We start from the raw sequence: 20600 nt of genomic DNA, 5'->3' as shown, positions 1-20600 counted from the left end.
AATTCAATAGATTTTTTGTATTTTGTAGACGCTTTATGAGATTAAAGGACTTTTTACATTATACTACGATTATCCCTGTTATGGCGGTATTATATTACTTTTCCGGATTAACGGGGAGTGGGGTTCTTTATGATGTTATTGCAGGGCTTTTACTTACCGGAAGTGTTTTATCAGCAGTGCATCATGCGGAAGTAGTAGCCCATAAGGTAGGAGAACCTTTCGGAACTATTATTCTAGCACTCTGTATTACAATTATTGAAGTGGCATTGATCATTTCACTCATGGTGGCGGGAGGAGATCAAGCCATTACCTTAGCCAGGGATACTGTTTTTGCTGCGGTAATGCTTATTCTCAATGGAATTTTAGGAATCTGCATTCTGGTGGGTGGTGTGAAGTATTATGAGCAATTTTTCGCAAGGACGTCAGCGACAACCTATTTGGTGAGTATCGTATCCATATTGGTCCTTACATTGGTCCTCCCCAGTTTTACCTCCAGTGTGAACGGCCCTTTTTATAATGAAGCACAATTAACCTTTGTTTCGATTGCCTGTCTCGTTATTTATGGAGTATTTTTGATGGTTCAGACGGTAAGGCACAGAAACTATTTTATTATTCCGGAAGAACATCCTGAAGAGCTTTATATCCCTTCTTTTACAAAAACCCTTATAAGTTTTGTATTTCTGGTGATTTGCCTTGGAATTGTTGTTTTGATGGCGAAAAGTTTGTCTACAACTATTGAAAATATGGTTCAGAGTATGGGAGCTCCAAAATCTTTGGTGGGAGTTATCATTGCAGCGGTAGTTTTGCTTCCGGAAGGGGTTGCTGCCATCAGAGCGGCACGAAACAATCAGATACAATCCAGTTTGAATTTGGCTTTGGGCTCTGCTTTAGCAAGTATAGGGCTTACTATTCCGGCTGTTTCGGTGGTTTGCATTATGTATGATATCCCTTTAGTTCTGGGGTTGGATAAAAAAGATATTATCCTGCTTTCTTTATCCGTATTTATAGTCATGCTCTCTTTAAGCAGGGGAAAGACCAATATTTTGTACGGAACCGTACTTCTTGTCAATTTAGCGGCCTATATTTTTACGGTGATCGTTCCTTAACCGGGTTTTCTGGCCATTTCCATTTTGTAGGCCATTAATCTTGCAATATTTTCAGCTTTATAAATAGCCGTATCCGCATTTTCACCCACAAAATTTTCTTCAATGGTTTTTTTCCAGAGTTCGATCCATTTTTCAAAATGCTTCATTTCCATTGCTTCCATTTCATTAATGGGGAAATGGACAGCCATAGGATTTCCTTTATAGGTCATTTGCCCGAAAAGAATGGATTCCCAGAATGAGTACATCTTTGGAAGATGTTTATCCCAGTTCACTTTGGCGATATCGTTGAAGAAGAAACCAATCGTTTCATCCTTAATCACTTTTTGATAAAATGAATTGACAAGAAGTTCAATATCTTCTCTTGATTCCAGCTTTTTCATACCATCAAAGTTACTTCAAAACCAATTGATACATTCAATGATAAGCTTGATAAATTTCATAAAAACAATATTTTATCTTTGCATATTGATTATAGGAGATAAAGAAATAATGAATGTAAGCAGGCGAATGATAAAATGGGAAAAAAAGATCTGCGTTATCTGCATAGTCTGCGAGAAAAAAAGTAAAAATATTAAATAAAAATGGCAAGAGGATTCAGGCAAAAAATTCGCCAGAAAAATACAGAAAACAGTGGTTTCGGGAGTAATGCACCTTCAGGAAGATTTATAAATAAAGATGGTCTCCCGAATGTCAAAAGACGTGGCGTCAATGTTTTCAACCGGTTGAGTTGGTATCATACCATGCTGAATCTGTCATCATTCCGTTTCCTGTCTTATCTGGTGATTGCATATATAGTAATTAATCTTGGATTTGCCTTCATCTACTACCTGATTGGGGTGGAGCATCTTACCGGAATTGATAAAAGCGATCCGTTAAATGAGTTTGTAGACGTATTTTTCTTCAGTTCTCAGACGTTTACCACTGTAGGGTACGGAAGAATAGCTCCGGTAGGTTTTGCGGCTAGTTTAGTGGCAACTTTCGAAGCTTTTTTAGGATTATTGACCTTCGCTATTGCTACAGGTCTGTTTTACGGACGTTTTTCAAGGCCAAGAGCATATTTAAAATTTTCTGAAAACATGGTTCTTGCTCCTTTCCAGGGTTCAACAGCATTAATGTTCAGGCTTGCTCCCTACAAAAACAATGCATTAACGGATGCGGAAGTTATCGTTTCGGCGGCCATTGAGGTCATTGAAAATGGTGTCCCTAAAAGTAATTTTTACCGGTTGGAAACCCAGATGAGTAAAATTAATACACTGGCGTTAAACTGGACAATTGTGCATAAGATTGATGAAAATTCGCCGTTCTACGGATTTACGGAAAATGATTTTAAAACCACGGATATAGAAATTATTGTTCAGTTAAGAGCATTTGATGAAGTATTCTCCAATACGGTAGTTCAAAGAACATCTTATACCTCGAATGAAATTGTTTATGGAGCCAAGTTTACCCCCATGTATTATCCAAGCAAAGATAATCTTACAACGGTCTTGAATCTGGATAAAATCAATGAATATCAAAAAGCAGAGCTTCCGGTTGCAGAAGAAGTACAACTATAATGGATTTGGAATTTTACAGGAAACAAGCTTTACAAAAGCAGAAGGAACATAAGAAATTTTTGGATGGATTAAAGAAAAAACCACCCAAAAACCTGGATTATGTCGTTCAGGAAACCCATGAAGAAGTTTTTGAAAGAATAGATTGCCTGCAATGTGCTAACTGCTGCAAAACAACAGGACCTTTATACACCGAAAAAGATATTGAAAGGATCTCCAGGCATCTTCGTATGAAACCGGCCGAATTTGAGTCCAAATTTTTAAGAGTGGATGAAGATAACGATAAAGTGCTGCAGAATCTGCCTTGCTTTTTCCTGAATGATGATAATACATGCTCCATATATGAAGTAAGGCCAAAAGCCTGCAGGGAATATCCTCATACGGACCGCAAGAAAATTTACCAGATCAATAATTTGATGATCAAAAACACGGTGATTTGTCCTGCTGCATACGAATTCGTGGAAAGAATTATGAAAAATTTAGGAAAATAAAGGATAATCCTAAATCGTCTTAAAGAATTATAAAGTACGTTAAATAAACAACTTAGACATAATTTAATAAAAAGAGGCTCGTTTAAGAAATATTAAACAACCATTTAAATTATTAGTTATGAAAAAGTTAATTTTAACAGCAGCGTTCTCATTAGTCGGAGTAGTCGCTGTATCGGCTCAACAAACAACATCACCGCAAAAACCTGCGGAAAACACTAACAACCAGACGACTCAAACTACAGAGGCAAAGACAGATTGGAACACTTCAAATACCAATGCCAATACTGCTGCCCAGAATCAAAATACAACTGCAACCGCAACAGTAGATGCTTCAGCTGCAACAGCCGCTGCTACTGATGCAACAGTGAGTGCAAGTACAGATACAAGTCTTGGAGCCACCAAACCTTCAGAGGCTACTAAAGAAGAAAAGAAATCTAAAAAGAAAAAGTCGAAGTAGTAGAATTTTCAAGTAGAAATGAGGGTCCTGAAATATTTATTTCAGGATTTTTTTATTGATTTCCTCTATTCTGAAATTGACTATCTTTTTAATCAATCCTACAGGAAGCTCTTCATGGATTGGAAACTGGACGGCTCCTTTTGAAAATTTATACTTCAATGTGGTAAAATCTTTTTCAAAATTTTTAATTCCGTCTGCTCCGGGATAAAGTCCTATATGCTTTTTGTATCCGGCAAAATAGACCAAAGGTTTGCCTTTATATTTGAAAGCAGGCATCTGATAGCCTATATACTCTTCAATGCCGGAATTTTGAGAATGAATTGTTTCCCGTAATGCTTCCAGCTTTTCCTGAACTTCTTCCGGAAATAAAAGAAGATATTCATTGATGTTTTTAAAAGAGGTTTCCATATCATAAAAATAAAAAAAGCATTGATGATCTCAATGCTTTCTCCTTTCACTTTTTACTTTTTTCCCATTTTCCCGGGAACAGGCTATAAGAAAAAAGGTCGGGAATTTTCCCAACCTTTGTATGTTTTACACGACTCCCTGAGCTAACATGGCTTCCGCAACTTTCACGAATCCGGCAATGTTGGCGCCTTTTACGTAGTTTACATAGCCGTTTTCTTCTTTTCCGTAGTCTCTACAAGCTTTGTGGATTCCGATCATGATTTCTTTCAATCTTGCATCTACCTCTTCAGAAGTCCAGTTCAGACGGATTGAGTTCTGAGTCATTTCCAATCCTGATGTAGCAACACCACCAGCGTTAGATGCTTTACCAGGAGAGAATAATACTTTGCTGTCTAAGAAATAGTTGATAGCATCTAATGTTGAAGGCATGTTTGCCGCTTCAGTTACACAAACGCATCCGTTTTCAACCAATTTTTTAGCATCTTCAAGATCCAGCTCGTTTTGAGTTGCAGAAGGGATGGCAACATCACACTTCACTTCCCAAGGACGTTTTCCTGCATGGAATTCTGCAGAAGGATATTTTTTAGCATAATCTTCAGCTCTGTTGTTTCCTGAAGATCTAAGCTCTAATAAATAATCGATCTTTTCTCCGTCGATACCGTCTTTATCATATACGTACCCGTCAGGTCCGGAAATGGTTACTACTTTTCCGCCTAATTCAGATACTTTTTTGATCACTCCCCAAGCTACGTTTCCGAAACCTGAAACAGTTACTGTTTTACCTTTAAAATCTTGATCAATCGTTTTAAGCATCTGCTCAGCGAAATAAACAACACCATATCCTGTAGCTTCAGGACGGATCAATGAACCTCCGTAAGCAAGACCTTTTCCTGTAAGAACTCCGGTAAATTCATTTCTGATTTTCTTGTATTGTCCGAATAAATATCCGATCTCTCTTGCTCCTACACCGATGTCTCCCGCAGGAACGTCCGTTTCAGGACCGATATGCTTGCATAATTCTGTCATGAAAGCCTGGCAGAAACGCATTACTTCCATATCAGACTTGCCTTGCGGGTCAAAGTCAGAACCTCCTTTACCACCACCCATTGGAAGAGTAGTCAAAGAGTTTTTAAATACCTGCTCGAAAGCTAAGAATTTAAGAACGGATAAATTCACCGTAGGATGGAAACGGATCCCTCCTTTATATGGTCCGATCGCAGAGTTCATTTGAATTCTGAAACCTCTGTTTACCTGGATTTCTCCTTTGTCATCAACCCATGGAACTCTGAATATAATAATTCTTTCAGCTTCAGCCATTCTTTCAAGAAGCTTCATTCCGTTATATTCTTTTTTAGTAGCAATGAACGGAATTACAGTGACAGCAACTTCTTTTACAGCTTGTAAAAATTCCGGTTCGTTAGGATTTTTTGCTTCAATTTTTGCAATAAACTCCTGAATTTTCTGCTCAATATTATATTGTTCCATATATTAAGGTTGAATATTATTGCCAACAAATTTAATTTTTTTTTCAAGATTCACAACACCTTAAAAAGTGATTGTTGAAAATTTAATAATATAATTACTTAATATTATTAAATTGATAATTTAGGTTTAAATGTTGTTAAAAATTAAATGTTATCTGTGAAATAATGCAATATTAAGAAATAGTTAAATTTTAAATTGCCATAAATTGCCTCCCGGAAAGCGATTTCACTTTCCCTAAAAGCTCTAATTCTAAAATTACAGGTAAAATTTTATGAGAAACGAGGTCCAATTTTTCGGATAAATCATCTAAAGAAATTTTCGGATTATCCATGATTGCCTTATGGATTATTTGTTGGATTTCAGTCAATTGTATGGAGGCTTCAAAGACAGGAAACAGTTCTTCCATTTTCTGCCTGGGTTGATTAAATCCAAGCGAATCAATCAACTCTTTTATGGTTGAAATGGCTATGGCTTTGTTTTGGAAAATCAGCTTATTGCATCCCTGGCTGTAAGGATCTGTAATTTTTCCGGGAAGGGCGAAAACCTCCCGGTTGTAATTGTTGGCAAAGGTAGCGGTACTTATGGAGCCGCCGCCAAATCCTGTTTCCACTACAATAGTGGCGGGTGAAATTCCTGCTATAATGCGGTTTCTTTGGATAAAATTTTCTCTGTCAGGTTTCCGTGATGTATTGAACTCTGTAAGTAAAGTTCCTCCTTCTTCCAGTATTTTTTCGGATAATTTTTTATGTTTTGACGGATATAAAGTATGAAAACCATGAGCTAAAACGGCAATTGTAGGGATACGATAATGAATGGAATGCTCATGAACTTCTTTGTCCACACCTAACGCCAGTCCGCTTACGGAAGTATATTCATAAGCCTGAGATTCCTCGAAAAAACCTGTGATAAATTGTTTACCGTACGGGGTTATATTTCTTGTCCCTACCATACTTATCGTCTTTGAAGACTTGGTAAAATGCCCTTTTTGATATAGAATCGCAGGAGCATCATCACATTCATTCAATAGATTTGGAAGTTCGTTGAGATGCCTTAAATTAATCTGAATATGATTCTTTTCACAAAACTCCAGCTCTTTTTCTGCAAATTTCAGATGCTCCGGATTGCCGATATCGGAGACGATTTTTCGCCCAATGCCTTCCGCTTTACTATATTCTTTTTTTGCTTTTTCCCAAACTTCTTTGGTACTTCCGAACGTTTTGACAAGTTTAAAGAAATGGATGTCACCAATTAAATTACACTCGCGTAAAGCGATTGCATAGAGATGTTCTTCCGTGATCATTTGTGTTGTTTTGTCAAAAGTAGTAAAATTACCCCTACCTTTTTCTAAGCTCTTCTAAATGATCCCAAATTTCCTCTCTTTTTTTGTAGGGAAGCTCCATGAAATCTTCAGGATGGTTTTCTTTATATTCCTGCCAAAGCTTATCATCCTTTTCACTATAGTAATTAGGGAATTCCCAGATATATTTTTTCTTTCTTTCCCCTACATTTTTAAAGACAAAAGCTATAATACTCCCAATAACGGCTCCGGAAAGATGGGCTTGCCATGAGATTTTACTGGGTTCGCTAAGAGTATAGAACAACTCCTCGGGAAACATCCCCCAGATCAAACTTCCATAGTATAATACGACAAGTAAGGAAATGGTAAGAAGCTTCATATTCCATTTGAAAACGCCACTGAAAAAAAGGAAAAATGCCAGGACATATACAACACCACTCGCCCCGATTGTGCAGGTATACAGATATTCACCTGTCAGAATATCGATGGGAGGTAAAAGCCAGACCAGGAGACCTGTCGCCAGCCACCCTATAATGAAAACCTTATTGGCCACCAACGGATAGAATTGATATAAAAGAAACATTAATACGGCAATGGGGATCGAATTGCTTATGATATGGTCTGTATTTCCATGAAGAAGGGGAGATGTGATTACGCCTAATAAGCCTTCCGGCAATAAAGGAATAATGGCTCCGAAACAACTATCGAAAAAGCCCTGCATTTGTAAAAAGTAGCCGAACCACATTGCAGAAAGCATCAGCAATGGATTGATAACAGCTCTTTTCGATATTACATTTTTCAGCATACAATATTCATGTCAAATGAAAAGCCAATGATAAATTTCGGAAAATTTGGCGATGTTTTGAGACAAAAAGTACTGATTTTAAGCAATTTTTAAGTTCAGGATAAAATATTTTGTCATTTAATTTACTTTATTGGCGTTTTTTTAAAGTATTTCCGTTGTTGAAGTATTCATTCCATAGTGAATTGTATGTCAGGAAAAATTATATTTTTATTTTTGCACAGAAAATCTTTAGTTATGAAAAAACTTTTATTCATCGTTTCTATCTCATTAGGAATGGGTGTCACTGCACAGGAAACGAAAGCGGATGCTGCTGTTGTTGATACTACAAAAGCATGGTCTGTCCAGGGACAAAATACTTTAATGCTTAATCAAGCAGCCTTTTCCAACTGGGTAGGAGGTGGAGCCAACAACGTAGGATGGCTTGCCGGAGTTAATTATAATCTTACGTATGAAAAAGGGAAAGACCTTTGGGAAAATATCATTGTCCTTGGTTACGGACAAAATAACACAAAAGGAGTAGGAACCAGAAAAACCCAGGATGTGATCAATCTTTCTACCAATTATGGGCGAGAGTTTGCCAAAAGCTGGTATTATTCAATGGGAGCAAGTTTGCAGACTCAGTTTGCACCGGGATATGAAGACGGGAATAATCCTGAAGCAGCTAAACTGTCCAATTTTATGGCTCCGGGATATGTTAATGTTGGCGCAGGCGTAACCTATCGTCCTAATGACAATTTCACTATGACATTGCGTCCTGCCAATGCGAGATGGACATTTGTATTGGATAAGGATTTACAGCATGCCGAAACTTATGGTTTAAAAAATGACGGAGATTCATCATTATTCCAATTTGGATTCCTTGGAACAGCGATCTATAAATTGCAGATTATGGAGAATATTACTTTATTGAATACAGGTTCGGTATTTTCCAATTATCTTGATCATCCGGAAAGATTAGTACTTGCTTACGGCGCCGTTCTGAATATGAAAATCAATAAGTATATATCTTCCAATGTTACGTTAGATCTTTTATATGATCACAACCAGATCAAGAAAACTCAGTTGAAGCAAACGTTAGGAGTGGGTTTAGCATATAATATAGATAATGGGGTAAAGCGCTCTGATAAAAAAGATAATCAGGCATGGCTGAAAAAATAGTCATGATTGATGATAATACAAAAAGCACTTCAATACAGAAGTGCTTTTTTATTTACCAATTATTTATTTCTTAAAACTCGATATCTACTTCAAGCTTTTCAGCCAATAATTTAGATATTTTTTCTTTTAAAGGTTCAATGTCAATATTCTGCATGGCATCATTGGCAAATGCATATAAAAGTAAAGCCTGCGCTTCATTTTTAGAAATGCCTCTTGCTCTTAAATAGAATAAAGCATCTTCATTCAATTGACCTACCGTACAACCGTGAGAACACTTAACATCATCCGCGAAAATCTCTAACTGAGGCTTGGTGTCAATAGTAGCTCCTTCGCTTAATAAAACATTATTGTTCTGCTGATAAGCATTCGTTTTTTGAGCAATTTTATCTACGAAAACCTTTCCGTTGAATACTCCGTGAGCTTTATCTTTGAAAATCCCTTTATAATTCTGGTAGCTTTCACAGTTAGGCTGATTATGGTGAACCGCAGTATGGTGATCTACCAGCTGATCTTTACCAATGATTGTAATACCATTCATAAATGAATTGATATTCGAGCCATTATGAATGAAATCTAGGTTATTTCTTACCAATTTACCTCCGAAAGAGAAAGTATTTACAGTGGTTAAACTGTCTTTTTCCTGCTTTGCAAAAGTATTGTCAATAAGGTAAGAAGTATCGTTATCATTCTGAAGCTTATGCCAGTCTGCTTTTGCATTCGGATATGTAAAAATCTCCGTTACGGAATTCGTAAGAACATAAGTGTCATCAAAATTATGATGACTTTCAATAACTTCTACTTTAGCTCCCTCTTCTACGATCAGAAGATTTCTTGTATTGTAGAAAGTATTTTCTTCCTGATTTTGTGAAAGATAGAATACATGGATCGGTCTTTCAATCACGACATTCTTAGGAACCTTCAAAAAGAAACCGTATTTGCAGTAAGCAAGGTTTAAGTTCGTGAAAGCAGAATCCTGAGCAATCGTATTGAAATACTTATCAAAAACTTCCTTGTGTTTTTCGTCATTCAGTGCGTAGTTGAATGAAAGAAATTCCACATTTTCTATAGAAATTTTTGATAATTCCTTATGAAGTTTACCATTTACAAAAGTAATCCAATCGAAATTTTCCTCACCAAAATGAAGCTGATCCAGCTGCTCTTTAGTAATATTATGACTTTCTTTTGGGAAAAAGTTATATCCTTTTTCAGTAATCTCCTTTAGATTGGTATATTTATATTCTTCGTCTTTTTTTGTTGGAAAACCAAGAGTTTCAAATTTTTGAAGGGCAGCTTTTCTGTCTTCGTCCAGGAATCTGTGACGAAGGCTCTCCAGAAATTGGCTATGGTTGTCTGTAATTTGTTCGTATAAAGCCATTATTGATATTTCGGCCATCACACCTTATTTATATATTTAAAATAATATTATTTCTATGGGTACGGTTTCCCGTTTTTTCTGGTTCTTCCGATTAATTCAGAAGCCAGTCGTATCCTTTTGCTTCCAATTCTAAAGCAAGCGATTTGTCACCAGTTTTGATGATCTTTCCGTCTGCTAAAACGTGAACGAAATCAGGTTGAATATAGTTCAGCAATCTTTGATAGTGAGTAATCAAAAGAACTGCATTCCCTTCATTTTTAAAATGATTTACACCATCTGCAACAATTCTCAAGGCATCAATATCCAACCCTGAATCTGTTTCATCAAGGATGGCTAATTTAGGATTAAGCATCATCATCTGGAAGATTTCGTTTCTCTTCTTCTCACCACCGGAAAACCCTTCATTTAAAGATCTGGAAAGGAAATCTTTTTTGATTCCTAATTGTTCAGATTTTTCACGGATCATACCCAACATTTCTTTAGCCGGCATTTCTTCTAATCCGTTTGCCTTTCTGGTCTCATTTAAAGCAGCTTTGATAAAGTTAGTGACAGAAACACCAGGAATTTCTACCGGATATTGAAAAGAAAGGAAGATTCCTTTATGAGCACGGTCTTCAGGAGCATCTTCATTAATGTTCTCTCCTTCGAAAATAATCTCTCCATCTGTAATTTCGTAATCTTCTTTACCTGCAATTACAGAAGAAAGAGTAGACTTACCCGCTCCGTTCGGTCCCATAATGGCATGAACTTCTCCCGGTTTTATTTCAAGATTGATTCCTTTTAAAATTTCTGCGCCATCTTCAATTTTGGCGTGTAGGTTTTTTATTTCTAACATTTTTTTTTGCTTAAACCAATTATTTTTGAATGATATATATTAAACTTTCCGGTTGACCTGGGACATCATCAAGCTTTCCAGCCAGGCTCATTCCTGACTTTTCCAATACTTTCACAGATGTTACATTATCTGGACGTACAACTCCGAATATCTCTTCTTTGTTGAGGTCATTCAACCCGAAAGCTATAGTTTTCTTTGAAAATTCTGTGGCATACCCTTTTCCCCATGCTTCAGGAGCAAAACGATAGCCCAGATTCAATTTTTCTTCCTCTCCGTACAATTTATAGCTCAGTCCGCCAAAACCGATGATGTTTTCAGGGTTATCTTTTTCAACAATAGTCCAACCGCCGAAATTATGCTTTTCCCAATGATCAAGCATTCTGGCAAATGTGCTTTCCGCTTTTTCGAAACCCATGGGTCCGCTTGGGTTATGCATATTGGTTTTGGGATCGTTATTAATTTCAAAAAATCTTTCAAAATCTTCTTTGGCAGGCTTTCTTAAAATTAATCTTTCCGTAGCTATCATCTTGTTCTTATCCAACAGATCCTTCTAATGAAATTTCTAATAATTTCTGAGCTTCAATAGCAAACTCCATAGGAAGCTTATTTAAAACTTCTTTGCTGAAGCCGTTTACAATCAGGGCGATAGCTCTTTCGGTATCAATTCCTCTCTGGTTGCAGTAGAAAATCTGGTCTTCTCCAATTTTTGAAGTCGTAGCTTCGTGCTCCAGCTGTGCGGTTGGATCTTTAATTTCAATATATGGAAAAGTGTGAGCTCCACATTCATTACCCATCAACAAAGAATCACACTGGGAGAAATTTCTGGCTCCTTTTGCTGAAGGCATTACTTTTACCAATCCTCTGTATGAGTTGTTGGATTTCCCTGCAGAGATTCCTTTTGAAATGATCGTTGATCTCGTATTCTTCCCGATATGGATCATTTTGGTTCCTGTATCCGCATACTGATAGTTGTTGGTAACGGCGATAGAGTAGAATTCTCCGATTGAACCATCCCCTTTCAGGATACAAGAAGGATATTTCCATGTTACGGCAGAACCTGTTTCCACCTGAGTCCAGGAGATTTTTGCATTTTTCTCACAAAGCCCTCTTTTCGTTACAAAGTTGAAAACTCCTCCTTTTCCTTGCTCATTACCAGGATACCAGTTCTGAACCGTTGAATATTTAATTTCCGCATTATCCATTGCAATAAGCTCTACCACAGCAGCGTGAAGCTGGTTTTCGTCTCTGGACGGTGCTGTACATCCTTCAAGATAAGAAACATAACTTCCTTCATCGGCGATAACAAGCGTTCTTTCAAACTGTCCTGTTCCTGCCTGATTGATACGGAAATAGGTGGAAAGCTCCATCGGGCATCTTACACCTTTTGGAATATAGCAGAAACTTCCGTCAGAGAAAACTGCGGAATTTAATGCTGAATAAAAGTTATCTGCTCTCGGAACTACTTTTCCAAGATATTTTTTAACTAAATCAGGGTGGTTTTTGATGGCCTCTGAAATGGAACAGAAAATAATTCCTTTTTCTGCCAATGTATCCTGGAATGTTGTTTTCACAGAAACTGAGTCCATCACAATATCAACAGCAACTCCTGAAAGTCTTTTCTGCTCTTCAATATTGATCCCTAATTTTTCGAAAGTCTTTAATAATTCCGGATCCACCTCATCTAAACTTGCCAATTCCGGTTTTACTTTTGGCGCTGCATAATAACGGATCGCCTGAAAATCAGGTTTTTCATATTTAATATTAGCCCAGCTGGGCTCTTCCATTTTCAACCAGATCCTGAAAGATTCCAAACGCCATTCTGTCATCCATTCCGGCTCCTCTTTTTTAGCAGAGATTGCACGGATGATATCTTCATTTAAACCAATCGGGAAATCTTCATAATCAATTTTGGTTTCCCAACCGAATTCATATTTTTTATTTTCTAAATCGACGCGTAAATCGTCTTCTGTATATTTACTCATTATATTTTATTAGATTTCAGACAATTAATGTCTTTTAATCTTTAGTATTACAAACTAAATGACTCTCCGCAACCACATGTTCTGGCTGCATTAGGATTGTTAAAAACAAATCCTTTTCCATTCAAGCCTCCGGAATATTCCAGAGTCGTCCCCGCTAAGTAGAGAATTGATTTTTTATCTACAATAATTTTGATTCCATTGTCTTCAAAAACCTGGTCTGTATCCATTTTTTGATTGTCAAACTTCAAAACATATTCTAAACCAGAGCATCCTCCGCTTTTTACTCCTACCCTTATATAATCTTCAGCAGGGTTAAAACCATCTTCCGTCATAAGTTGGATGGCTTTTTCCTTTGCGTAATCTGATACTTTTATCATTGTATTTATTTAGAATGATTTAATAATGCAAAAATACGAACAATAATTAGGAAATTCAAATCCGCATTTTTATTTTATCGATTTTTATTATTGATGGCTTTAACTTTGGTAATCTTTTGAAATCCAAATAATAAATTAACCGTACAATGAAGAAAATCGGAATCATCGCTTTAGTGCTGTTTATACAGAATATTTTTGCACAGACGAATAGATTTGTGTATCAGGTAACCATGAAATCAGACGCTTCTGATCCAAAAAACGTGACAACAGAAAATGCATATTTGGATATTTCCCCGGAAAAATCAATTTTTTATTCTGAAAACAGGATCAAAAGAGATTCTATCATGCAAAAGGCATTTCAGGGCGGCGGCGGAAGAGGAAGTATCAACAGGGAGCAAATGGAAAGCCTGAGATCCAATATCAATTACTCGGTGGAAAAAGATAAGACCAATCAAAAAATCTTTTTTAAAGACAGAATAGGGAGGGATATTTACAGCTATGAAGAAGACAGACCATTGAACTGGAAAGTTTCTTCTGAGACCACAAAAATAGGGGAGTATAAAGTGCAGAAGGCAGAAGCGGATTTTGCAGGAAGAAAATGGACGGCCTGGTTTACTACCGATTTACCGTATCAGGATGGGCCATATAAATTCGGGGGACTTCCGGGATTGATTGTAAAAGTGGAAGATGATAAAGGGGATTATTCTTTTGATCTCATGAAAAATTATAAAATTGCAGAATTTCCCACACTGAGTCAATTTGGAAATACCGTTAAAGTAAAAAGATCTGATTTTGTGAAGCAGCAGCAGAAATTCATAGAAGATCCTATGTCTTTTATGACCCAGGGTGGTGGCGGACCGGCAGGATCGATGAGAATTGGTGGTGGCGGAAACCGTGGTGGCGGTGGAAATCAGAACCCTGCCGAAATGAGGAAAAGAATGGAGGAAAGAATCAAAGAAGAAATAAAGAAAAACAGCAACCCTATAGAATTGCCATAATAATAAATAAACCCTGAAAATTTTTTCAGGGTTTTAATTTTTATTTATTTAATCAAATTTTATCTCAAAAGCTGATTGAATGTATCGCCTTGTCTGATATCTCCGGTATTATATCCTTTCATGAACCACTCTTTACGCTGAGCAGAAGACCCATGCGTAAAGCTCTCCTGATCTACATATCCCTGTGATTTTCTTTGGATATTATCATCACCTACCGCCTGGGCAGCTTCTATAGCAGCTTCGATGTCTCCGGGTTCTAAGAATTTTTCCCTGTTATCGGTTTGCCTTGCCCAAAGTCCGGCATAAAAATCTGCCTGTAATTCAGTAGCTACAGAAACCCTGTTCAGTTCAGACTCGGGATATCTTCCGCTTCTTCTTAAGGCGTCCACTTTTTGAGTCGTTCCCAAAAGAGTCTGCACATGGTGTCCCATTTCGTGAGCCATTACATAGGCAATGGAAAATTCTGTAACCTGAGCGCCAAATCTTTGCTGGAGCTCTTTGAAAAAGCTCATGTCCATATAAACGGTTTGATCTGCAGGACAATAAAACGGTCCCATAGCAGATTGTGCGGTTCCGCATCCGGATTGTGTCGTGTTCTCAAATAAGACAACTCTTGCCGGTTGATACTTCATACCGTTCTCTGCAAAAATTTTAGTCCATGTTTGCTCGTTCTCAGCGGTGATCATTTGTACGAATTCCCGAACTTTAAGTTCATTCGCATTTAATTCCCTCTGTTCTGTTTGAGCAGAACTGCTTCCTCCTCCCGAAGAAAGAATGGATGAAGGATCTCCACCTAAGAAAAATATAATTGCGGCGATAATTAACGTTCCCAATCCGCCTCCTACAATGGCGCCTCCGCCACCCAGTCCTCGTCTGTCTTCCACATTACCGCTTCTGTCGTCTGTCCATTTCATAGTAAAATAATTTTTGTCTGTAAATTTAAAATTAAAATCATTATTATAATTACTTTTGTTAAAATTTACGATTAAAAAGTGAGAAAAATTAAGTATTATTTTTTGGTACTGGGTACAATTACCTTAACCGCTTGTAATGAAAAAGAAAGTAAAGAGGATGAAGTAAGCAGTGTAGATAAAAAGGCTTCCATTGAAACCGAGCTTTCGGTACAGCATATAGACACCGCAGATGTTCTAATTACCAAGCATAAAGTGTGGAAAGATAACAGGCTTGTAAGAGAAATTGTAAAAAGAGATACTATCCCGGGCCTGAAGGATTCCATCATGGAAGTAGGGGATAAAGATGGCTATGAACATACTACCAGTGTCAAAAAGGACTATGAATTTTATATAACGGTTCAATAATCATGAAAAAGTCTAGTTCTATACAATTACTTTTTGTTACCGGAGTATTGGCTGCTTGTTCTCAGGAAAAGCCAAAAGGTGAATGGAATAATGAAAAAAAGGTGTACATGAGATCAGATACCACTGCTTCTTACACAAGATCTCATGGTTTTGTTTCCGGATTTTTGCTGTATCATGCATTCAGGCCTTATGGGTTTTATAATAACGGAGCATATCAGAAAGCCGGATATTATAGTGATGCCATAAGTGCTAAATCTAATTTGGGGAGGAATACATATAAAGGAAGCATATCAAGAGGGGGATTGGGAAGAAGTGGTTTTAGAGCTTCATCATAAGAATTATGAAAAGATTACCATCAATGATCCGTAAGGATTGGGAACATAAACTGGAAGCTTTAGGGCTTGGCTATCATTCTTTGGAAGGGTTATACTGGGACGAGAGCCATCATTATGAATTTTCTTTACAGGAAATCAACAAAATAGAGAAGGCAACTTCTGAATTATGGCAGATGTGCCTGGAAGCTGTTGACTATGTTATTGCTAAAAATCTCTGGCATCAATTCAATATTCCGGAGTCATTCAGAAAGTATATCATCACAAGCTGGGAAGAAGACCATCCTTCTATTTATGGGCGGTTTGATTTGGGTTTTGATGGTGAAAATCTGAAATTGCTAGAGTTTAATGCTGACACCCCTACATCGCTTTATGAGGCTTCTGTTATCCAATGGTACTGGCTTCAGGAATTATTTCCCAATAAAGATCAATTCAATTCTATCCATGAAAAGCTGATCGATTACTGGAAGTATCTTAAAAATTATATGAATCCGCATTACATCTATTTTGCGTCTCTGACAAATATTGAAGATGTTACCAATGTGGAATATATAAGAGATTGTGCCTCTCAGGCTGGGTTTGAAACAGAATTCATTCCAATCCAGGACATCGGTTGGGCAGAAGATATTGAAGAGTTTATTGCCGGGGACCGATCTATTATGGAATACATTTTTAAATTATATCCGTATGAATGGATTCTGGAGGATGGTTTTGGGGAAAAATTGGTGAAGAATGACTTCAGATCCCAATGGATTGAGCCTGCCTGGAAAATTCTTCTCTCCTCTAAAGCTATTTTACCGATTCTTTGGGAAATGTACCCGAATCATCCTTATCTGTTGGAATCTTATTTTGAGCCGAGACATCTGAAAGATTTTGCTAAAAAACCAATCTATTCAAGAGAGGGAGCGAATGTAACCTTGCATAAAAACAATCTTCCGATTGAGCAAAACTCAGGAGATTATGGTAAAGAAGGTTTTATTTATCAGCAATTATTTGATCTTCCTGATTTTGATGGAAATCATCCGGTTATCGGAAGCTGGGTGATCGGGCAGGAGCCTGCGGGAATCGGGATCAGAGAAAGTGTCCATCTGATCACGAATAACCAAAGCCGCTTTATCCCTCATCTTATTACCGGTTAAGCTGTTTGGTCTTTAACCAATAGGACGTTGACTGATAGGCGGAAATAGCATCATTCACCAGCTTTTGCTCAGGTGTTTTCAATAATTTTTCATCGTAATGGATATTAAATTCCGGAGAGAGGGTATTCTTTTCCGGGAGTAATGCATATTGTTTAGCTTTTTTAACGGGGGAAATGATTGTTAAGTGATTATCTTTTATCAATCCCAAATCCTGATAAGTGGCAATATAGGCTTTAGGCTGAAATTCCGGCTTAAATACATCCTGCCCTAAGAACTTAGATTTGTAATTAAAATTCAGCATTCCGAAAAGAGTAGGCATTACATCGATCTGAGACATCAGTTGATCAAATTTCTGAGGTTGGATAAAGCCTTCTGAGAATATCATCGCAGGAATTCTGTATTTATCCATCGGAAGCTCGGTTTTTCCTGCACTTGATGCACAATGGTCTGCAATGATTACAAACACAGTGTTTTTATACCAGTCTTGTTTTTTGGCCATTTCAAAGAATTTCCTGATAGAGTAGTCGGTGTATTTTACCCCTCCGTCTCGGGATTTTGCATTCCCGGGAATATCAATCCTTCCGTCCGGATAAGTAAATGGCCTGTGGTTTGAAACGGTCATCCAATGATTGAAAAACGGTTTTCCGGATTTGGCTTCTTTATTCATTACCTGTATCGCTTTTTTAGCCATATCTTCATCTGCAACTCCCCAAACGTTGGCAAAAGTGATTTCTTCAGGCTTAAAGCTGCTTCTGTCCACAATATCATATCCGTTTCCAACAAAGAAATCTTCCATATTATCGAAATAGCTGTAGCCACCATATAAGAACTTTACATCATATCCTTTGGACCTGAAGACGCTTCCGGTGGTAAACTTATTTTTATTGTCATCTCTTTTAATGATACTTTCTCCGGCAGTCGGCGGAATACAAAGCGTTAATGCTTCCAAACCACGTACGGTTCTGTTTCCTGTAGCATACAGATTAGTAAACATTAAAGATTGATTAGCCAGACTATCCAGGAAAGGGGTTACTTTTTGGGTATTTCCATAATGCTCCATAAAATCGGCAGATAAGCTTTCAATGGAAATTAGAACCACATTCTTTTTAAGTTCCGGCTGTTCAGAGATAATATTTCTTGTAAGACTATGTTGTGGATATTGACTTAAAAAGTTCTTTTCTGCCTGTTTTTGATCGATCTGGGAATAAAACTGGAAGTAATCAAGTTCATTATGAGTAAAAGCCCAATAGAATTTTGGAATTCCATTGGCTTGGATTTCGTTGGCAAAAACATTGGAAGATTTTATTTGTTCGGTTGCAGGAAGAATAACAAGACCAATCCCTACAGACACTATATACATGCTTAATAAACCGAACTTTTGTTTTAGATTGGGTAATGTTAAAAGCTCATCTTTTGTTTTCTTGTAAATGAACCATGTGACACCTGCGGTCACTATGAAAATGGCTATAAAAAGCGGAGCTACGGGATAGCTTTCCATAATATTTCCAATCACTTCATTGGTGTAGATCAGGTAATCTACAGCAATAAAATTATAGCGTACACCAAATTCATTATAGAAAAAATATTCGCTTACGGCATTAAAAACAATCGCCAATACATACAGGGAAATGATAATACAGTAAAGAACATTACGGATCTTGATTCTTTTTGTAGGTAAAAAGAGCATCAACCCGAAAAAGAAAGCTTTTATTCCTACAAAAGTTAAGGCGATTTTAGTTACAGGACCTCCATACTGTCTGAAAATATTGTTAGGGACTAAAAGAATGTATAAAAAAAGAAGAACCAGAATCCCTAAAATAATATGGCCGTAAGGATTTTTGTATTTTGAATTGGACAGGAATAAAAAATACAGTACCAAAAATGAACTTGCCGCAATGAATACAAACACATCGTTCACCATTCCAAGAAGTAAAACCTTCAGAATTTCAAAAACCCCAAAGCTGGCTGTAGTAATGGGATGAAAGAAAAATATAACTCTTATGATTAAAGAGAGAAGAAGGTAAAAGCCTCCTAAGTATAAAAAGGGTTTTATTTTTTGTAAATACATTATGTTAACTGTATATTAATTTCGCAAAGATAGTTTTTGTACAGGTTTTTTCAATAAAAAAAAGTAAAAACATACTATTGTTATATAATCTGCATTATTTCCAGTTCATAGTAATGAAATAACAAAAGAGACCACTGAAGTGGTCTCTTTTGTTATTATTTTAAGATAGGTTTTATGCGTTTCCGAAGCCTATATTTCCTTTTTTATCGGATAGCTTCTTTTTAAAATCGATCATTCTTAAAGCTGTTACGGCCGCTTCCACTCCTTTATTGCCTAAATCTCCACCGCTTCTGGCGATAGATTGTTCTTTGGTATCATCCGTAAGAACGCAGAAGATGGTTGGGGTATCCGTTAAGATATTACAGTCTTTAATTCCCTGTGCTACTGCCGAACATACATAATCGAAATGTGGGGTCTCTCCACGGATAACACACCCGATCGCGATTACCGCATCATATTTTCGCTCCTTGCAAAGCTGCATGCTTGCATAATTCAGCTCAAATGCTCCCGGAACCGGAAAAAGTTTAATATTTTCAGCTTTTACACCTTCTTTTTCAAGAATTTCCAAAGCAGCATCGCGAAGATTGTAGGTTACGAAATCATTCCACTCAGAAAAAACAATGCCGATAGAAAAATCTTCGGCATTGGTTATATGAAGTGGCTTGTAATCTGAAAGATTAACTGTTGCCATATTTTAATAATATTTAGTCATTTCAATATAAGAATCAGACATTCCGTTATCGTAATCCTGATACTTTTCATCAATAGTTGCAAAATATTTTTTAGCCTCTGCATTTTTCTTCAACCCCAGAGCTAAAATACCCGCCTTTCTTGTAAAGTAATAGGTAGTATAAGGATCATCAGAAGCAGATGCTGCTTTGTCAAGAAGAGCAAGAGCTTCATCGTTCTTATTAAGACCTGATTTTGCATCTGCCATTGCGCCATATTTCATGGCCATCAAAGCTTTGTTATCAGATGAAAATTTATCCAAAAGATCATACGCTTCCTGGAATTTACCTTCTTTGAACTTTAATAAGCCTGCATTATATGCAGAAAGTTTACCAATCTGAGTAGAAGAATATTCGTTGTACGTTCCTTTGAAACCAGGGTTGGCTGCGGAATTTCCTCCTAAAGCTTCTTTATCCTTTCCTTGGGTAAGATTTTTTTGTGCGGCAAGGAAGCTTTTTACTGCTTCAGCATTCTTAGGAGCAACAATAAATTGCTTGTAGGCGAAAAAACCTAGCACTCCCACTATCAATACACCAAAGATGATACTCAATGGTTTTGAATATCTTTCGAGGAATCTTTCGGTATTTAAAGCCTCTTTATCAAGATCTTTAAAAAACGCCACTGTTTCTTTACCTTCTTGCTCGTTCTGAGCATTCTTTGTAAGTTTTGCCATAAATTGTTAAAAA

General features: G+C 37.0%; 23 protein-coding genes. 9 read left to right on the top strand and 14 right to left on the bottom strand.

The window, feature by feature from the left end; translation table 11 throughout:
* The first annotated feature begins 35 nt into the window (after positions 1 to 35).
* Complete coding sequence (locus BCF58_RS14180; protein WP_121462466.1) at positions 36 to 1106, top strand: calcium:proton antiporter; 1071 nt, start codon at positions 36 to 38, stop codon at positions 1104 to 1106.
* Here BCF58_RS14180 and BCF58_RS14175 read toward each other — a convergent pair.
* Positions 1103 to 1486: a group III truncated hemoglobin gene (locus BCF58_RS14175; protein ID WP_121462465.1), complete on the bottom strand. Its 384-nt coding sequence runs from the start codon at positions 1484 to 1486 to the stop codon at positions 1103 to 1105. The genes BCF58_RS14180 and BCF58_RS14175 overlap by 4 nt on opposite strands.
* A gap of 201 nt (positions 1487 to 1687) precedes the next feature.
* Between BCF58_RS14175 and BCF58_RS14170 the strand changes: the two genes are divergently transcribed.
* The 3 genes from BCF58_RS14170 to BCF58_RS14160 all read left to right on the top strand — a co-directional run bounded on the left by BCF58_RS14170 (position 1688) and on the right by BCF58_RS14160 (position 3607).
* Positions 1688 to 2662, top strand: a complete 975-nt coding sequence (locus tag BCF58_RS14170; protein ID WP_121462464.1) for an ion channel — start codon at positions 1688 to 1690, stop codon at positions 2660 to 2662.
* Positions 2662 to 3150, top strand: coding sequence for a YkgJ family cysteine cluster protein (locus tag BCF58_RS14165; RefSeq protein WP_121462463.1), 489 nt, complete (start codon positions 2662 to 2664; stop codon positions 3148 to 3150). Before BCF58_RS14170 ends, BCF58_RS14165 begins: the two co-directional genes overlap by 1 nt.
* 118 nt (positions 3151 to 3268) lie before the next feature.
* Positions 3269 to 3607, top strand: a complete 339-nt coding sequence (locus BCF58_RS14160; RefSeq protein ID WP_121462462.1) for a hypothetical protein — start codon at positions 3269 to 3271, stop codon at positions 3605 to 3607.
* A 36-nt stretch (positions 3608 to 3643) separates the two neighbouring features.
* Here BCF58_RS14160 and BCF58_RS14155 read toward each other — a convergent pair whose 3' ends face one another.
* The 4 genes from BCF58_RS14155 to BCF58_RS14140 form a co-directional block, all read right to left on the bottom strand.
* Positions 3644 to 4015 (bottom strand): iron chaperone, encoded by a 372-nt coding sequence (locus BCF58_RS14155; RefSeq protein ID WP_121462461.1) that lies wholly within the window; start codon positions 4013 to 4015, stop codon positions 3644 to 3646.
* 126 nt (positions 4016 to 4141) lie between these two features.
* The gene (gene gdhA / locus BCF58_RS14150; RefSeq protein WP_121462460.1) at positions 4142 to 5500 is read right to left on the bottom strand and encodes an NADP-specific glutamate dehydrogenase; all 1359 of its coding nucleotides are present in this window, start codon (positions 5498 to 5500) and stop codon (positions 4142 to 4144) included.
* Positions 5501 to 5690: 190 nt separating this feature from the next.
* Positions 5691 to 6800, bottom strand: coding sequence for a DNA-processing protein DprA (dprA, locus tag BCF58_RS14145; RefSeq protein ID WP_121462459.1), 1110 nt, complete (start codon positions 6798 to 6800; stop codon positions 5691 to 5693).
* 34 nt (positions 6801 to 6834) lie between these two features.
* Entirely contained in the window at positions 6835 to 7602 is a 768-nt protein-coding gene (locus BCF58_RS14140; RefSeq protein WP_121462458.1) for a rhomboid family intramembrane serine protease, read from the bottom strand.
* Positions 7603 to 7836: 234 nt separating this feature from the next.
* Between BCF58_RS14140 and BCF58_RS14135 the strand changes: the two genes are divergently transcribed.
* Positions 7837 to 8760: a DUF3078 domain-containing protein gene (locus BCF58_RS14135; protein WP_121462457.1), complete on the top strand. Its 924-nt coding sequence runs from the start codon at positions 7837 to 7839 to the stop codon at positions 8758 to 8760.
* Between the two features lie 70 nt (positions 8761 to 8830).
* On the opposite strand, the gene sufD is transcribed toward BCF58_RS14135, so the two are convergent.
* The 5 genes from sufD to BCF58_RS14110 form a co-directional block, all read right to left on the bottom strand.
* Positions 8831 to 10135: a Fe-S cluster assembly protein SufD gene (gene sufD / locus BCF58_RS14130; protein WP_185144853.1), complete on the bottom strand. Its 1305-nt coding sequence runs from the start codon at positions 10133 to 10135 to the stop codon at positions 8831 to 8833.
* Positions 10136 to 10226: 91 nt separating this feature from the next.
* The gene (gene sufC / locus BCF58_RS14125) at positions 10227 to 10970 is read right to left on the bottom strand and encodes a Fe-S cluster assembly ATPase SufC (RefSeq protein ID WP_121462456.1); all 744 of its coding nucleotides are present in this window, start codon (positions 10968 to 10970) and stop codon (positions 10227 to 10229) included.
* Between the two features lie 19 nt (positions 10971 to 10989).
* The gene (locus BCF58_RS14120; RefSeq protein ID WP_121462455.1) at positions 10990 to 11496 is read right to left on the bottom strand and encodes a GNAT family N-acetyltransferase; all 507 of its coding nucleotides are present in this window, start codon (positions 11494 to 11496) and stop codon (positions 10990 to 10992) included.
* A 7-nt stretch (positions 11497 to 11503) separates the two neighbouring features.
* On the bottom strand, positions 11504 to 12952 hold the full coding sequence (gene sufB / locus BCF58_RS14115; RefSeq protein WP_121462454.1) for a Fe-S cluster assembly protein SufB: 1449 nt from the start codon (positions 12950 to 12952) through the stop codon (positions 11504 to 11506).
* A gap of 47 nt (positions 12953 to 12999) precedes the next feature.
* Positions 13000 to 13329, bottom strand: a complete 330-nt coding sequence (locus BCF58_RS14110; RefSeq protein ID WP_121462453.1) for a HesB/IscA family protein — start codon at positions 13327 to 13329, stop codon at positions 13000 to 13002.
* A 146-nt stretch (positions 13330 to 13475) separates the two neighbouring features.
* Between BCF58_RS14110 and BCF58_RS14105 the strand changes: the two genes are divergently transcribed.
* On the top strand, positions 13476 to 14327 hold the full coding sequence (locus BCF58_RS14105) for a GLPGLI family protein (RefSeq protein WP_121462452.1): 852 nt from the start codon (positions 13476 to 13478) through the stop codon (positions 14325 to 14327).
* A gap of 59 nt (positions 14328 to 14386) precedes the next feature.
* Here BCF58_RS14105 and ypfJ read toward each other — a convergent pair whose 3' ends face one another.
* Positions 14387 to 15241 (bottom strand): KPN_02809 family neutral zinc metallopeptidase, encoded by an 855-nt coding sequence (gene ypfJ / locus BCF58_RS14100; RefSeq protein WP_121462451.1) that lies wholly within the window; start codon positions 15239 to 15241, stop codon positions 14387 to 14389.
* 78 nt (positions 15242 to 15319) lie between these two features.
* Here ypfJ and BCF58_RS14095 point away from each other — a divergent pair, with 78 nt between their 5' ends.
* Genes BCF58_RS14095 through BCF58_RS14085 form a run of 3 tightly spaced genes read left to right on the top strand, consistent with a single transcriptional unit; the run spans position 15320 to position 17117 of the window.
* Positions 15320 to 15646 (top strand): hypothetical protein, encoded by a 327-nt coding sequence (locus tag BCF58_RS14095; protein ID WP_121462450.1) that lies wholly within the window; start codon positions 15320 to 15322, stop codon positions 15644 to 15646.
* Positions 15647 to 15648: 2 nt separating this feature from the next.
* A complete protein-coding gene (locus tag BCF58_RS14090) occupies positions 15649 to 15981 on the top strand; it encodes a hypothetical protein (RefSeq protein ID WP_121462449.1) in 333 nt (110 codons plus the stop codon).
* Between the two features lie 5 nt (positions 15982 to 15986).
* Positions 15987 to 17117: a glutathionylspermidine synthase family protein gene (locus tag BCF58_RS14085; RefSeq protein ID WP_121462448.1), complete on the top strand. Its 1131-nt coding sequence runs from the start codon at positions 15987 to 15989 to the stop codon at positions 17115 to 17117.
* Here BCF58_RS14085 and BCF58_RS14080 read toward each other — a convergent pair.
* From BCF58_RS14080 to BCF58_RS14070, 3 genes are all read right to left on the bottom strand, one after another.
* The gene (locus BCF58_RS14080; RefSeq protein WP_121462447.1) at positions 17107 to 19185 is read right to left on the bottom strand and encodes an LTA synthase family protein; all 2079 of its coding nucleotides are present in this window, start codon (positions 19183 to 19185) and stop codon (positions 17107 to 17109) included. The two genes, BCF58_RS14085 and BCF58_RS14080, sit on opposite strands and share 11 nt — an antisense overlap.
* A gap of 172 nt (positions 19186 to 19357) precedes the next feature.
* The gene (gene ribH / locus BCF58_RS14075) at positions 19358 to 19876 is read right to left on the bottom strand and encodes a 6,7-dimethyl-8-ribityllumazine synthase (RefSeq protein ID WP_121462446.1); all 519 of its coding nucleotides are present in this window, start codon (positions 19874 to 19876) and stop codon (positions 19358 to 19360) included.
* A 3-nt stretch (positions 19877 to 19879) separates the two neighbouring features.
* Positions 19880 to 20587: a YfgM family protein gene (locus tag BCF58_RS14070; RefSeq protein WP_121462445.1), complete on the bottom strand. Its 708-nt coding sequence runs from the start codon at positions 20585 to 20587 to the stop codon at positions 19880 to 19882.
* Positions 20588 to 20600 lie beyond the last annotated feature (13 nt).

The sequence above is a fragment of the Chryseobacterium defluvii genome, from assembly GCF_003634775.1.
In the GTDB taxonomy this organism is placed as follows: Bacteria; Bacteroidota; Bacteroidia; order Flavobacteriales; family Weeksellaceae; genus Chryseobacterium; species Chryseobacterium defluvii.
This window is presented reverse-complemented; position numbering and strand designations above follow the sequence as displayed.

What these genes read in the sequence shown, in the direction of transcription:
- BCF58_RS14180 (WP_121462466.1), top strand. Translation starts at nt 36, where the DNA reads ATGAGATTAAAGGACTTTTTACATTATACTACGATTATCCCTGTTATG.
- BCF58_RS14175 (WP_121462465.1), bottom strand. Translation starts at nt 1,486, where the DNA reads ATGAAAAAGCTGGAATCAAGAGAAGATATTGAACTTCTTGTCAATTCA.
- BCF58_RS14170 (WP_121462464.1), top strand. Translation starts at nt 1,688, where the DNA reads ATGGCAAGAGGATTCAGGCAAAAAATTCGCCAGAAAAATACAGAAAAC.
- BCF58_RS14165 (WP_121462463.1), top strand. Translation starts at nt 2,662, where the DNA reads ATGGATTTGGAATTTTACAGGAAACAAGCTTTACAAAAGCAGAAGGAA.
- BCF58_RS14160 (WP_121462462.1), top strand. Translation starts at nt 3,269, where the DNA reads ATGAAAAAGTTAATTTTAACAGCAGCGTTCTCATTAGTCGGAGTAGTC.
- BCF58_RS14155 (WP_121462461.1), bottom strand. Translation starts at nt 4,015, where the DNA reads ATGGAAACCTCTTTTAAAAACATCAATGAATATCTTCTTTTATTTCCG.
- gdhA (WP_121462460.1), bottom strand. Translation starts at nt 5,500, where the DNA reads ATGGAACAATATAATATTGAGCAGAAAATTCAGGAGTTTATTGCAAAA.
- dprA (WP_121462459.1), bottom strand. Translation starts at nt 6,800, where the DNA reads ATGATCACGGAAGAACATCTCTATGCAATCGCTTTACGCGAGTGTAAT.
- BCF58_RS14140 (WP_121462458.1), bottom strand. Translation starts at nt 7,602, where the DNA reads ATGCTGAAAAATGTAATATCGAAAAGAGCTGTTATCAATCCATTGCTG.
- BCF58_RS14135 (WP_121462457.1), top strand. Translation starts at nt 7,837, where the DNA reads ATGAAAAAACTTTTATTCATCGTTTCTATCTCATTAGGAATGGGTGTC.
- sufD (WP_185144853.1), bottom strand. Translation starts at nt 10,135, where the DNA reads ATGGCTTTATACGAACAAATTACAGACAACCATAGCCAATTTCTGGAG.
- sufC (WP_121462456.1), bottom strand. Translation starts at nt 10,970, where the DNA reads ATGTTAGAAATAAAAAACCTACACGCCAAAATTGAAGATGGCGCAGAA.
- BCF58_RS14120 (WP_121462455.1), bottom strand. Translation starts at nt 11,496, where the DNA reads ATGATAGCTACGGAAAGATTAATTTTAAGAAAGCCTGCCAAAGAAGAT.
- sufB (WP_121462454.1), bottom strand. Translation starts at nt 12,952, where the DNA reads ATGAGTAAATATACAGAAGACGATTTACGCGTCGATTTAGAAAATAAA.
- BCF58_RS14110 (WP_121462453.1), bottom strand. Translation starts at nt 13,329, where the DNA reads ATGATAAAAGTATCAGATTACGCAAAGGAAAAAGCCATCCAACTTATG.
- BCF58_RS14105 (WP_121462452.1), top strand. Translation starts at nt 13,476, where the DNA reads ATGAAGAAAATCGGAATCATCGCTTTAGTGCTGTTTATACAGAATATT.
- ypfJ (WP_121462451.1), bottom strand. Translation starts at nt 15,241, where the DNA reads ATGAAATGGACAGACGACAGAAGCGGTAATGTGGAAGACAGACGAGGA.
- BCF58_RS14090 (WP_121462449.1), top strand. Translation starts at nt 15,649, where the DNA reads ATGAAAAAGTCTAGTTCTATACAATTACTTTTTGTTACCGGAGTATTG.
- BCF58_RS14085 (WP_121462448.1), top strand. Translation starts at nt 15,987, where the DNA reads ATGAAAAGATTACCATCAATGATCCGTAAGGATTGGGAACATAAACTG.
- BCF58_RS14080 (WP_121462447.1), bottom strand. Translation starts at nt 19,185, where the DNA reads ATGTATTTACAAAAAATAAAACCCTTTTTATACTTAGGAGGCTTTTAC.
- ribH (WP_121462446.1), bottom strand. Translation starts at nt 19,876, where the DNA reads ATGGCAACAGTTAATCTTTCAGATTACAAGCCACTTCATATAACCAAT.
- BCF58_RS14070 (WP_121462445.1), bottom strand. Translation starts at nt 20,587, where the DNA reads ATGGCAAAACTTACAAAGAATGCTCAGAACGAGCAAGAAGGTAAAGAA.